This window comes from Bartonella grahamii subsp. shimonis, from assembly GCF_036327415.1.
Lineage (GTDB): Bacteria > Pseudomonadota > Alphaproteobacteria > Rhizobiales > Rhizobiaceae > Bartonella > Bartonella shimonis.
In genome coordinates this window covers 796,064-810,528 of sequence record NZ_CP123961.1, presented here as the reverse complement: position 1 = coordinate 810,528, position 14,465 = coordinate 796,064, and the positions used below count along the sequence as shown (strand labels likewise).

The window sequence follows — 14,465 nt, the reverse complement described above, 5'->3', positions numbered from 1 at the left end:
AGGATGGCGGATTGTTGATCATCACAAACAGTAAGACTTAAGGCTGGCATTTGCGAGTATTTTTATACTTTTTACAAAACGGGCTGTTCAAGCGCTTCTTGACACTGCGCCTCGGGATCACAGCGCCCGGACGACATATGGGCAAATTTTCGGCTCTAAAAGTATAACACCAGCCACCCTCATGTTCATTTTCATAATGGAAACCTGATTGAACCATACACGCATGAATTGTTGCCCATGCATTGATACTAAGCTTTCTGCTTTCTGGATCGGTATAATAAGGTGTTGGCATTCCACATTCTAACAAGGCTTTTCCTACCTCTGTAAAATCTGCTCCTGGTTTCTTCCACGCTGCCACCTCTCCTAGAGGAGGTTTGTTAAATTGACATCCGACTATACTGAACAAAGTTACAGCACCTAATAGCTTTAAAGTTTGTTTCATTTTTTACTCCGTGATTTACTTAAAGGAAATTGTTCACGATGAGATAAACCATAATCATATCTACATTGTGGACTCGCATTTCCAAGACAGGTGTGGGAGCTTATGGGATTTGTAGCCACTTTCCACCATTCTTTCCACCAGTTACTGCCAGCAGGGAGTGTCTCGTAGGTATAATCATTGCCACCAATAACTCTGCTTACAAAGTCATATCTATGCCCATCAAAGCCTATCGTGGTTTGTTTGCCATCACTCACATAACCTAACAGACCGGATGCAACTAAAACATTAAAGGCGGGTCCATAGAAATTGATATTCGTGTTGTCGGCTATACCGTGCACACCTTCTTGTTTGAAAGAATTCAGCATATTCCCCAATGTCATCGTCCCACGGCTATGGCCGTAAAGTTCTAACCCTGTAATACCATGGCTATACACCAAATCTTTTGCTTCTTGTGTGGAATTGGTCAAACCCCAAAAGTTATTTTCCATAAACTTCTGATAACCCGCGACCAGTAGTTCTGAGATAGCAGAATCGGCTTTGGGGAACACAACAAAATAAAGCGGTTCATTTTTATCCTTCGCATGTTGCTCTGCATAAACAGCCGCCTCATAGGGGGGTGTAAAAATGCCATTGAGGGACACATGCACCTTGCCATCAGAGCCGGCTTGCAAATGCTGCTTTTCCTCATCCGTTAAATAATGAAAGTGAGGAAACAATCCCGCCATTCCAAGCGAAGGCAAGGATGGCGGATTGTTGATCAGCACAAACAGTAAAACTTAAGGTTTGCATTCAGGTGCGTTTTTATATTTTTTACAAAAAGGGCTGTTCAAGCGCTTCTTGACACTGCGCCTCGGGATCACAGCACCCGGACGACATATGGGCAAATTTTCGGCTCTAAAAGTATAACACCATCCCCCCTCCCTTTCTTTATAGCGGAAACCTGATTGAACCATACAAGCATGAATTGTTGCCCATGCATTGTTGCTTAAATTTCTGCTTTCTGGATCCTTATCATAAGGGGTTGGCATTCCACATTCTAACAAGGCTTTGCCTACCTCAGTGAAGTCTGCTCCAGACTTTTCCCACATCGCCAAAGATGATGTGGGAGTTTTATTAAACTGACATCCAGCTATATTCAGCAAAGTTACAACACCTAATAGTTTTAAAATTTGTTTCATTTTTTACTCCTTAAAGGGAATTGTACTAGATTGGATGAGCCATAAACATATCGACATGCTGAGCTCGCATTTCCAAGGCAAGTATGAGGATTTATGGGATCTGAGAACATTTTCCATGTTTCTTTCCACCAGTTACTACCAGCAGGGAGTGTCTCATAGGTATAATCATTGCCACCAATAACTCTGCTTACAAAGTCATATCTATGCCCATCAAAGCCTATCGTGGTTTGTTTGCCATCACTCACATAACCTAACAGACCGGATGCAACTAAAACATTAAAGGCGGGTCCATAGAAATTGATATTCGTGTTGTCGGCTATACCGTGAACACCTTCTTGTTTGAAAGAATTCAGCATATTCCCCAATGTCATCGTCCCACGGCTATGGCCGTAAAGTTCTAACCCTGTAATACCATGGCTATACACCAAATCTTTTGCTTCTTGTGTGGAATTGGTCAAACCCCAAAAGTTATTTTCCATAAACTTCTGATAACCCGCGACCAGTAGTTCTGAGATAGCAGAATCGGCTTTGGGGAACACAACAAAATAAAGCGGTTCATTTTTATCCTTCGCATGTTGCTCTGCATAAACAGCCGCCTCATAGGGGGGTGTAAAAATGCCATTGAGGGACACATGCACCTTGCCATCAGAGCCGGCTTGCAAATGCTGCTTTTCCTCATCCGTTAAATAATGAAACTTAGGGATAGGTTGTCCACGAGCGTCTCTTATAGGTACTCCATTTGCATCTATTTCATAGAGTATATTACCCTTTTCATCACGGTCGACCACAGCGATGGGGTGCTCTTTGATAAACATGGTTTTATAGGATTCATCGCTGTATTTAAACCCTTCTTCTAAGAGTTGGGTTGCCATTTCACGGTTTTCATGGACGATTTGCTCCAGCTTGCCTACATCAAGCGGTTGTACACCCTGATGGGCGGTGGCGGTATCACGATTAAGAGAGGCTATGGCTTGCTCGACATCTTGCCCTGTCAATACCTTCTGCCCTGCTTCATCGGTCAAGACGATGGTGCCATCGCTAATGGCAGATTTTGTGTATCCTTCCTCTGAATCTTTAGCTTTTGAATGATCTAAGACATTTTTAGCGATGTTTTTCCCGACACCATATTTGCCTTGATACATCGGACCACCCGCAGAAAGGCTTAAACCTTGGCTGCTGGCTTTAGCATGCGCACTGTTGTTGATGTCACTGGTGCTAATGCTTCCTGTGGTCAGGCTGTTTTTTCCTGCCGGCGCGGTACTTTCAATAATACCTCCGGCCAGGGTTGTTTTGTCTTTAACGTTGATCTTAAAGCCGCCATCACCCGCTTTAATGCCTGATTGTTCCACAACACTGTGATAATCGCTAGAGGATTTATCCTTGTTCAAGGAAATATTGGTTGTGGCTGCATCATCCTTTTTTCCACCATTAAAGCCAATGGAAAGAGAATTTTGTTTGCTAGAACTTTGTCCCGTATCACTCTGGCTTTTTATGGTCAAGCTTCCTCCCACATCCACTTTGACCTGATTTCCAGAAACCACAGCGCCTGCCAATGTGGTGTTTCCTCCACTGTTGGTATGAACCGTTCCGGTGCCTATAATATGGCTGTTTTTGTGATGCACTTCCTCACTGGAACCCTTGCCTTTACCAAAGGAAGCATTCCCCATCCACCCTGTACCACCGGTACCATAACTATACCCAACATTCATTGAAGCGTTTTCACTGCTGTTTTGAGTGCTTTGCGTGTTTTGCGCACTTTCAAAGGTGATATGTTGTCTTGCATCCAAGGTGATATTCCCGCTCTGTTCATCGTTGATCAAAGGATTTGTGCTGGCAATAATATCAGTTCCAACACCATGAATGCTGCCTTTGTGGGCATGCATGTCTTCTGGCGTTCAATAGTGATACAAAGAGAACAATCGCGCCATTCCAAGCGAAGGCAAGGATGGCGGATTGTTGATCATCACAAACAGCAAGACTTAAGGCTGGCATTTGCGACTATTTTTATACTTTTTACAAAACGGGCTGTTCAAGCGCTTCGTGACACTACGCTGTGGGATGACAGCACCTGGACGACAAATGGGAAGGTTTTCGGCTTTATGATTTACACACCAAGTCCCCCCCCCCACTTTATCACGGAAACCTGATTGGAGCATACAAGCTTCTATGGTTGCTATTGCATTGTAGCTAAGCTTTCTGCTTTCTGGATCCTTATCATAAGGGGTTGGCATGCCACATTCTAACAAGGCTTTTCCTATCTCAGTAAAATCAGTAACACCATTTTTCTCCCACGTAGCCATCTCTCCTGGAGGAGGTTTATCGATATTACATCCAGTTATAATTAACAAAGTTACAGTGCTTAATAATTTTAGAGTTTGTTTCATTTTTTACTCCGTGATTTACTTAAAGGAAATTGTTCACGATGAGATGTGCCATAAAACTTTTGGCATTTATAACCCACATCTCCAAGACAGGTATGAGGATTTATGGGATCTGAGAACATTTTCCATGTTTCTTTCCACCAGTTACTGCCAGCAGGGAGTGTCTCGTAGGTATAATCATTGCCACCAATAACTCTGCTTACAAAGTCATATCTATGCCCATCAAAGCCTATCGTGGTTTGTTTGCCATCACTCACATAACCTAACAGACCGGATGCAACTAAAACATTAAAGGCGGGTCCATAGAAATTGATATTCGTGTTGTCGGCTATACCGTGCACACCTTCTTGTTTGAAAGAATTCAGCATATTCCCCAATGTCATCGTCCCACGGCTATGGCCGTAAAGTTCTAACCCTGTAATACCATGGCTATACACCAAATCTTTTGCTTCTTGTGTGGAATTGGTCAAACCCCAAAAGTTATTTTCCATAAACTTCTGATAACCCGCGACCAGTAGTTCTGAGATAGCAGAATCGGCTTTGGGGAACACAACAAAATAAAGCGGTTCATTTTTATCCTTCGCATGTTGCTCAGCATAAACAGCCGCCTCATAGGGGGGTGTAAAAATGCCATTAAAGGACACATGCACCTTGCCATCAGAGCCGGCTTGCAAATGCTGCTTTTCCTCATCCGTTAAATAATGAAACTTAGGGATAGGTTGTCCACGAGCGTCTTCTATAGGCTCTCCATTTGCATCTATTTCATAGAGTATATTACCCTTTTCATCACGGTCGACCACAGCGATGGGGTGCTCTTTGATAAACATGGTTTTATAGGATTCATCGCTGTATTTAAACCCTTCTTCTAAGAGTTGGGTTACCATTTCACGGTTTTCATGGACGATTTGCTCCAGCTTGCCTACATCAAGCGGTTGTACACCCTGATGGGCGGTGGCGGTATCACGATTAAGAGAGGCTATGGCTTGCTCGACATCTTGCCCTGTCAATACCTTCTGCCCTGCTTCATCGGTCAAGACGATGGTGCCATCGCTAATGGCAGATTTTGTGTATCCTTCCTCTGAATCTTTAGCTTTTGAATGATCTAAGACATTTTTAGCGATGTTTTTCCCGACACCATATTTGCCTTGATACATCGGACCACCCGCAGAAAGGCTTAAACCTTGGCTGCTGGCTTTAGCATGCGCACTGTTGTTGATGTCACTGGTGCTAATGCTTCCTGTGGTCAGGCTGTTTTTTCCTGCCGGCGCGGTGCTTTCAATAATACCTCCGGCCAGGGTTGTTTTGTCTTTAACGTTGATCTTAAAGCCGCCATCACCCGCTTTAATGCCTGATTGTTCCACAACACTGTGATAATCGCTAGAGGATTTATCCTTGTTCAAGGAAATATTGGTTGTGGCTGCATCATCCTTTTTTCCACCATTAAAGCCAATGGAAAGAGAATTTTGTTTGCTAGAACTTTGTCCCGTATCACTCTGGCTTTTTATGGTCAAGCTTCCTCCCACATCCACTTTGACTTGATTTCCAGAAATTACGGCGCCTGCCAATGTGGTGTTTCCTCCACTGTTGGTATGAACCGTTCCGGTGCCTATAATATGGCTGTTTTTGTAATGCACTTCCTCACTGGAACCCTTGCCTTTACCAAAGGAAGCATTCCCCATCCACCCTGTACCACCGGTACCATAACTATACCCAACATTCATTGAAGCGCTTTGCGAATGATTTTGCATTGTTTGTGTGTTTTGCGCACTTTCAAAGGTGATATCTTTACCTGCTTCCAAAGTGATATTCCCGCTCTGTTCATCGTTGATCAAAGGATTTGTGCTGGCAATAATATCGGCTCCAACACCATGGATGCTGCCTTTGTGGGCATGCATGTCTTCTGGCGTTCAATAGTGATACAAAGAGAACAATCCCGCCATTCCAAGCGAAGGCAAGGATGGCGGATTGTCGGTCATTACAAGCAAGACTTAAGGATAGCATTCATATTGTTCTGGATGCTTTTTACAAAAAGGGCTGTTCAAGCGCTTCTTGACACTGCGCCTCGGAATCACAGCACCTGGACGACAAATAGGCAAGTTTTCGGCTTTATGATTTCCACACCATCCCCCCCCCCTATCATATTTATCATGGAAACCAGCTTGAATCATACAAGCTTCTATGGTTGCCCATGCATTATTGCTTAAATTTCTGTTTTCTGGATCAACATCATAAGGGGTTGGCATTCCACATTCTAAAAGTGCTTTTTTTACCTCAAACCGATCTGCTCCTGATTTTTCCCACACAGTGAAGTATCCTGCAGGAGGTTTATTAAACTGGCATCCCATTATAACTAATAAAGCTATACAACTCAATAATTTAAAGATTTGTTTCATTTTTTACTCCTTAAAGGGAATTGTACTCGATGGGAAAGTCCATATATATCTCGACATTTTGGACCCGCATCTCCAAGACAGGTATGGGGATTGTAAGGATTTGAAAACATATTCCATGTTTCTTTAAACATGTTACTACCAGCAGGGAGTGTCTCATAGGTATAATCATTGCCACCAATAACTCTGCTTACAAAGTCATATCTATGACCATCAAAGCCTATCGTGGTTTGTTTGCCATCACTCACATAACCTAACAGACCGGATGCAACTAAAACATTAAAGGCGGGTCCATAGAAATTGATATTCGTGTTTTCGTTGGCTATACCGTGAACACCTTCTTGTTTGAAAGAATTCAGCATATTCCCCAATGTCATCGTCCCACGGCTATGGCCGTAAAGTTCTAACCCTGTAATACCATGGCTATACACCAAATCTTTTGCTTCTTGTGTGGAATTGGTCAAACCCCAAAAGTTATTTTCCATAAACTTCTGATAACCCGCAACCAATAGTTCTGAGATAGCAGAATCGGCTTTGGGGAACACAACAAAATAAAGCGGTTCATTTTTATCCTTCGCATGTTGAACCGCATAAACAGCGGCTTCCTCTGGTGGAGTAAAGATACCATTAAAGGACACATGCACCTTGCCATCAGAGCCGGCTTGCAAATGCTGCTTTTCCTCATCCGTTAAATAATGTGCGTGAGGTATTTTTTGTCCACGAGCGTCTGTGATATACTGTCCATTTGCATCTATTTCATAGAGTATATTACCCTTTTCATCACGGTCGACCACAGCGATGGGGTGCTCTTTGATAAACATGGTTTTATAGGATTCATCGCTGTATTTAAACCCTTCTTCTAAGAGTTGGGTTGCCATTTCACGGTTTTCATGGACGATTTGCTCCAGCTTGCCTACATCGAGCGGTTGTACACCCTGATGGGCGGTGGCGGTATCACGATTAAGAGAGGCTATGGCTTGCTCGACATCTTGCCCTGTCAATACCTTCTGCCCTGCTTCATCGGTCAAGACGATGGTGCCATCGCTAATGGCAGATTTTGTGTATCCTTCCTCTGAATCTTTAGCTTTTGAATGATCTAAGACATTTTTAGCGATGTTTTTCCCGACACCATATTTGCCTTGATACATCGGACCACCCGCAGAAAGGCTTAAACCTTGGCTGCTGGCTTTAGCATGCGCACTGTTGTTGATGTCACTGGTGCTAATGCTTCCTGTGGTCAGGCTGTTTTTTCCTGCCGGCGCGGTGCTTTCAATAATACCTCCGGCCAGAGTTGTTTTGTCTTTAACGTTGATCTTAAAGCCGCCATCACCCGCTTTAATGCCTGATTGTTCCACAACACTGTGATAATCGCTAGAGGATTTATCCTTGTTCAAGGATATATTGGTTGTGGCTGCATCATCCTTTTTTCCACCATTAAAGCCAATGGAAAGAGAATTTTGTTTGCTAGAACTTTGTCCCGTATCACTCTGGCTTTTTATGGTCAAGCTTCCTCCCACATCCACTTTGACCTGATTTCCAGAAACCACAGCGCCTGCCAATGTGGTGTTTCCTCCACTGTTGGTATGAACCGTTCCGGTGCCTATAATATGGCTGTTTTTGTGATGCACTTCCTCACTGGAACCCTTGCCTTTACCAAAGGAAGCATTCCCCATCCACCCTGTACCACCGGTACCATAACTATACCCAACATTCATTGAAGCGTTTTCACTGCTGTTTTGAGTGCTTTGCGTGTTTTGCGCACTTTCAAAGGTGATATGTTGTCTTGCATCCAAGGTGATATTCCCGCTCTGCTCATCATTTGCATAGACTGGATTGGTACCAGCGATAATATCAGCGCCAATACTATGGATGCTACCTTCATGGGCATGCATGTTAACAGCGCGTCTGCCTTCTATGCTATTTGTTACCGCAGTAGATGTCTGAACAGATGCCTCCTCCTTCTCTGTCTTAAAGCCCACGGTCACATTAGCAGAAACATCAGCAATATCACGAATAGACTGTTTGTTTCCACCTTTCATCTCATTATAAAGACCTTTGCCTTTGCTATAGAGATCATAGCCTTTTAGACCAGCAATAAGACCATTACCGATTTTGTGTTTTGTATCCCCATGACCAAAACGTTTGGCTGCATCCTTTACATCTTTTACTGTACCAAGAATACCCACATTGACAGAGCCTGTCACACCCGCAAAAGACTTTTCATGCTTTTCTTTTGCGTTAGAGGTATCATAGCTTTCCGATAGGGTAATATTATTGCCAGCATCAATGTTGACATCACGATCCGCCGAAACAATGGTTGCTTGTAAATTCACATCATTGCCACCATTGATCTGCACATCTTTGCCCGCCTTGAAATGAGATGGCGTATTGGTATTTTCCCATTGGTCCCCTGTGTCTTTGGCGCTCGCAATTCCAACACCTACAGAAGCACCGCTAGGGTTCTTTTCAAACTGAAACCCAAAACCTGTGCGTTCTTCCTTTGAGCTTGCACTATGACGATTATGACCAACAGACACATTTACATCACGGGCTGCCGAAACATTAATATTTTCCTCTGCGTTAAAATCAGAGCCCACCACGTTCACATCTTTTTTCGTGGCGGTGATGGTGATATTTTTCCCATTGAGAGAAGAGCCTTGATGTTCAAAACTCTCTTCATTCTCTGTCTTTCCCTCACTGCCATATATCGACACAAAGCCCTTACCTGATCCCACACCAAAACCTGTTTCATGCTCCTCTGAATGGCTGCTATGGTGGTCCGTCATGCCATCAATCGTCACATTTTCTCCCGTCACATGAATATCTTCATTTGCAAACATATGAGAAGCAGTGATTGTGGTCTCTTTGTCTGATTGCGTGATAATGTTGCCCGTTGCCCCCAGAACAGAGGAGACCGTTGTGGTATGCGATTGAGAGCTATCGGACGATTCCTCATGCAAAAAGCCACTTGATGACGATTGTGCTTGTTGATCCAAGTGTTCTTGGGCGCCTTTTATGACAATCTTTCCCCCAGAGTGAATGGTAATATCCGCTTGTTTCTGATCTCCTGGTGCTTTCTCTCCTGACGTTTCCTCTGCCTTACCGGCTATGAGCGTCGAGGCGACAACTTCCGTGTTGTTTCCGGAGACAATGGCAACGCCTTTGCCCCCAGAGATGAGTGAACCGGAAACTTCTGTCGCATCAACCTTGTTATGCTCGGATTTGCTGCTACTAAACACCCCACCGTCTTTATGATACGACATCTCATAGTGTAAGCTATCCTCCGCATTGTTGATGAGAATATCGTTGCTGGCTTTCAGCCCTACCTTGCCCTCAGCCGCAATGGAACTACCTGTGATGCTAAGATCATGCGGCTTGCCATCTTGCCCTGCAATGACAGTGGTGTCACCTCCAGATTGTATCGAAGAGCCAACCGCATGAGAGGCTTGCATGTCCACTTTCGTGTTTTTGGTGCGAAGATGATACTCCATCTCATCTTCTCTTACCCCTATAGTTATCTCCCCTTGTGCGCCAAGAGCAACATTGCCCTTGGCATCAATATCGGAAGCAGCCATATGGATATCTTTTCCAGATAGAACCGTGGTCTCTTTTCCAGAACTTAAATGAGAGCCATTGTGCACGGCAACATGAGAGGTTTGATCCCCGTGATGGCCATTGGCACTGTTGCGCGTGGCATCAATCGAAACATTGCCCTCAGCTTTTAAGAGAAGATTATCATGCGCTTGAACATCAGAGCCTAAAATATTCAAATCTTTTCCAGAGAGAAGTGTCGTCGAGCCTCCAGAATTGACTTCCGATTTATGGTGCATGGTGGCATCACCCTGTTCATCATGGTAATGGGTTTCTGCTGAACCAATCGTCAAGTTGCCTTGTTCTGTAGCCATGGCAAGATCACCTCCGGTGGTGATCGCCACCCCTGAGGCGGTAATGTCCTGTTTAGCAATCACGCTCGCATTGCCCCCAGCAGAAAGCGCCTCGGTGTTTAATACTGTCTCCACGCCGTCAACCGTTGTGCGCCCTGCATCCAAACGAATATTCTTCTCTGCAACTAAAATAGCATCGTTACCCGCCGCAAAATGCCCGCCTTGACTAAAGATATCCCCGCCATGCACATGCAACTGGTGATTTGCCGCAATCCGCCCTGAATTGGTTATTGTGGAATTGCTGGTATTTTGGCTGGTGATATTGACATCATCCCCCATGATCAAAGCCCCAGCAGAGACAAAGGAAGCTCTGTCTTTTTCGGGGATATAAAGCACCGGTGCATAAACATCCATGCCTTTAACCTGTTGGCGCACATAAATCACCATCGGCGCTTCTAGGGACGCCAATTGTTCTTCACTCAAAGCCTCACCAAAGGGGAGATTGTGTGCTTTTGCATATTCTGCCCCACCATCCAGCAAGGTTTTGACTTGTTCAATGGCATCACTTCCGGGAATAAAGGAACCTTTGCCCAAACCTTGACCAACAAGATCACGCATCTGTTTCTCAATCAGCTGCTTTTCAAAATATGCATCGCCTAAGAAAAAAATCTCTCTGTCAGGATTGTAACCAATTCTGTTCAAATAATAGGCTGAGCCATAAAACTTGCCGACATCAAGGAATTCTGCCCGCGTTTCATAAATGAAATTCTGTTTGGGCAGCGTGCCACCAATCCCACCCGATTGAGGCTTTGGTAAAGGGAGCCCCTCAGAAAGTTCCCCTGCATTATTGAGATCCACTTTTGGTGTAAAGAGAGCACCAGCCCCAGTTAAACCACTTAAGGCCTCCAGTGGATTACCCCCAACCGCTTTGGCTTCAAAATGCGCATCCCCTGTAATCGAACCTTCCGCTGCCGTGTTGTGGAGTTGATCGACCACCAGATTTAAAGTGCCACCCGCTTGGACAAGACCAGGAACGCTCTCCAAAGCTTCTGAACCAATCTGGCGATCCTTGCCATTGGCTATATCTAAAGAAACATCGCGGCTTCCATCAGCTTTATAGCCATAACAATAAGCATTCGTATTGGTATTACAATATATATAGGTTTTTTTATAAGCTGTTGCCCCCAAATTGGTCAGCACATTGGCGCGAATATCGGCATTTCCCCCTGCTTCTATAATGCTATAATGGTTGTCAATGGTATCAGCGTTAATGATGAGATTGCCGTGAGATTGTATCATCCCTTGAACGGTAGGCTTATGCGAAAACGCCTGCGTGACAGTCTTTTCTGTCATGTGTGACCAGTTACTATTCCCAAACCATCCTCCCCACCAAGAACCATTCCATCGATACTGTTCTACAGAGTTTCTTTTGTCAATATATTTCCAAGTAAAAGCCTTATAGACTGTTCCGTCGCTTGAAATTGCGGTGCCATAGGTTTCTTCTTTACTATTCCAAAGTGGATTATCTAAGTAAATGTATAAGTGTCCGTTAAAAGGTCCGGTATGACTTTGATGTTCGTGCCCTTTTCCCCAAAGACCAACTTTCGCATCATGATATAACATCCCATCACTGAGCTGATCAGAACCCTTTGGTTTTTCGAATGAAATATCGCTATATTCCGTTTTTTCCGTGATGACAGGCGTGCTATCGGCTTCGTTTTTCAGGGTGTTGGTTTGGATATTTAAATTTCCACCTGCTTGAATAAAGCCTGCTTTGTTGACAAGCGAAAGGCTTTTTCCGCTGCCAGCTGCATTGGTGAAAGATAAATCACCTTCTGTCATTATGGCGCCAAAATCATTGAGCAAAGCCCCATCAACTTGTAAAGCACCATTGCCCTTCACATAAATTAAGCCCGTTTTGCTGTTGGTCACATTGCCCGTCACGCTAAAGACTAAATCCTGCCCCGATGCCAATTGACCGCTATTTCCAAGCTCCCCCGTTTTGATCACGAAATCTCGTGCCGCTAAAACAGAAGTTGCCTGATCCACCATAACGCCTGGAGCAACAAAGAGAATATCTCCAGTCCCACCCTGATCTGTCACGGCTTGGAGCCGTGCATGGTGAATATCAAGGGCATTGGTGCTGTGAAAATCTAAACCACCATACGTCAATTCGCTGCCCGAGACATCAATATGATCCGCAATTAAATACAGCGTTTGCGGCGTGTAAATATGAGAACGGTTATTGCTTAAATCCAGTGTTGGTGCTGTCAATCTCACATCCCCCTTAGCAGACAGCACATTCTCAACACTGATCCCGCCTGATACCGATGTCAATGTGGCTGTGCCATAGCCAATGACCTGATCATAATAAATGTCGTTGCCAGCAAAAAGGTCAATATTACCACCACTAATAATATGTCCAACCTTTATGCCCGTTTGTGCCGTGATAGAAAGAGAACCTTTGTCATAAAAAACAAGATCACCAGAAGGATTCGAAGGGCTTACTTGCGAGTGAACAAAATCTAACCCTGTCATCAGTGTGCCTGCATCAAGGCTGTCACCCTTTAAAACAGCTTCATCACCCGTCATCAGCGAAGAAAAATCAACCGCCCCACCCTCAATATTTGCCTTGCCATAGGCTAAAAGTTGCCCAAAATGAACGGGGGCATTTGTTTCTGGTTGTGCATGAATGGCGATATTTTGATGCGACAGAATTGTTTGGGCAACAGAAAGCCCATCATGAGAAACCAGGGTGATATCTCCTGCCCCATAAATATTTTCAGCGACAATCACACCTTGACTGCTCTGAAGTTCAACATCCCCTTGAGTGCCAAGAACAACAACACCAGTAGCACCCGTTGCCGCCATATCAACCCCACCGGCTAAAAGATCTGCCCTGATATCACCACCAGCATGCGCCTTGAGGTTCCCTTGTGCTAAAACAATCCCCTCAAGTTTCAAGTCTCCGCCCGCTTCAAGAGCCATATCAGCGCCTGCCCCTAGCCCAGCAACTTTAAAAGTCTGGCGTGAAGACAGCTCCATATTGCCTCCAGAAGTTGCCTTACCCGCAATCGATAAAAGCCCATCCTGCGCTTCTATTTTCAGATGACCATCAGCGCCAACCGTTTCTAACGTCACATCCTTATGTGCGGCAATATCAATATGCTTTTTTGAAGTGATGTGTTTTGCCAATACGCTCTGGCTTTTCGATTTGAGGACAACACCCTTATGACCAAAAACATTCTTCAACGATATTTTTCCATCCGCAGAAAGGCGCAACTGCCCCGCATTGGCTGCCATATCATGGCGCATGCGAACCCCAACACCTTTTTCTGTCGCCACAAGTTTTATTCTGTCCGCTTGTAGAGCACCTAACGCAGAACCATCTATCGCATATTCCGGCTTGCCGGTAATATCAGTCAGTTCTTTCATCTGCCGAGAAGCGTAATCAAAATGACCCGTCCCTGCTGTCACTCCTATCTCCTTGCCTGCAACAGGTCCTTCAAAATGCACCGTGCGTGAGACAATATCGACAATATCAACCGCCCCTTGGCCTGAGAAAAAATTGGCTCCTCTTGCGCCAAAGATGATGTCCCCACCTCTCACCTCAAAACCTTTCAGAAAACCGCTCGCATCAATTTCGGGTACACCTGTGGTTAAGGTCGCATGGGGCGTATTGATAAAGCCACAGCCATCACAGCTTATCCCATTGGGATTGGCTATAATCACATCGGCTGGGCGCCCAAAAACCTCTCCTGGACCATGAAGCGCACTGCGCTTGCTGCTGGTCACTTCATTTAAAATCACTTTTGCTGAACCAGAATAGCGCAAATGCGGATTGCCCGGCATAATGCCCCCCAACTGCGATTGCCCCACTTCCTGCGCATGATTGTTCCAAATGACACCTGGGCTGCCAATATTAAAATCGTAATATTTATTGTGTGATAAGCCCTTGCCATTAGGGGTAACAATATCAATCGAGGGAACCCCATTGGGTGCTGCGACTATATCTGGGCGATGGGCGGCATTAGCGTTAGGATCCACAGTAATTTGTGCCTGTAACACTGAAGGTGTTAATAAAAAAGAAACACCAAGTCCGCTTACCAAAACCTTTTTGAGCATTGTACTGGAAACTAAAACGCCCAATAAAATTGCTCTGTTTGCTCTCTTCTCATATTTCATACTTT

General features: G+C 44.6%; 6 protein-coding genes and 2 pseudogenes. All 8 read right to left on the bottom strand.

Annotated features, from left to right (window positions below):
• Positions 1-37: 37 nt before the first annotated feature.
• Complete coding sequence (locus tag QHG57_RS03505; RefSeq protein WP_330169474.1) at positions 38-442, bottom strand: hypothetical protein; 405 nt, start codon at positions 440-442, stop codon at positions 38-40.
• On the bottom strand, positions 439-1,206 hold the full coding sequence (locus QHG57_RS03500; RefSeq protein WP_330169473.1) for a filamentous hemagglutinin: 768 nt from the start codon (positions 1,204-1,206) through the stop codon (positions 439-441). Before QHG57_RS03500 ends, QHG57_RS03505 begins: the two co-directional genes overlap by 4 nt.
• Before the next feature lie 12 nt (positions 1,207-1,218).
• Complete coding sequence (locus QHG57_RS03495) at positions 1,219-1,620, bottom strand: hypothetical protein (protein ID WP_330169472.1); 402 nt, start codon at positions 1,618-1,620, stop codon at positions 1,219-1,221.
• Positions 1,617-3,506, bottom strand: a pseudogene (locus QHG57_RS03490) (hemagglutinin repeat-containing protein); the annotation flags it as partial. The gene QHG57_RS03495 and the pseudogene QHG57_RS03490, both read right to left, overlap by 4 nt.
• A 93-nt stretch (positions 3,507-3,599) precedes the next feature.
• Entirely contained in the window at positions 3,600-4,004 is a 405-nt protein-coding gene (locus QHG57_RS03485) for a hypothetical protein (protein ID WP_330169471.1), read from the bottom strand.
• A pseudogene (locus QHG57_RS03480) lies at positions 4,001-5,899 on the bottom strand (hemagglutinin repeat-containing protein); the annotation flags it as partial. The pseudogene QHG57_RS03480 and the gene QHG57_RS03485, both read right to left, overlap by 4 nt.
• Positions 5,900-5,989: 90 nt before the next feature.
• Entirely contained in the window at positions 5,990-6,394 is a 405-nt protein-coding gene (locus QHG57_RS03475) for a hypothetical protein (protein WP_330169470.1), read from the bottom strand.
• Positions 6,391-14,460, bottom strand: a complete 8,070-nt coding sequence (locus QHG57_RS03470) for a hemagglutinin repeat-containing protein (protein WP_330169469.1) — start codon at positions 14,458-14,460, stop codon at positions 6,391-6,393. Before QHG57_RS03470 ends, QHG57_RS03475 begins: the two co-directional genes overlap by 4 nt.
• Positions 14,461-14,465 lie beyond the last annotated feature (5 nt).

Bases quoted from the DNA above. Each gene is read 5' to 3' on its own strand.
- QHG57_RS03505 (WP_330169474.1), bottom strand. From the start codon at position 442: ATGAAACAAACTTTAAAGCTATTAGGTGCTGTAACTTTGTTCAGTATA.
- QHG57_RS03495 (WP_330169472.1), bottom strand. From the start codon at position 1,620: ATGAAACAAATTTTAAAACTATTAGGTGTTGTAACTTTGCTGAATATA.
- QHG57_RS03485 (WP_330169471.1), bottom strand. From the start codon at position 4,004: ATGAAACAAACTCTAAAATTATTAAGCACTGTAACTTTGTTAATTATA.
- QHG57_RS03475 (WP_330169470.1), bottom strand. From the start codon at position 6,394: ATGAAACAAATCTTTAAATTATTGAGTTGTATAGCTTTATTAGTTATA.
- QHG57_RS03470 (WP_330169469.1), bottom strand. From the start codon at position 14,460: ATGAAATATGAGAAGAGAGCAAACAGAGCAATTTTATTGGGCGTTTTA.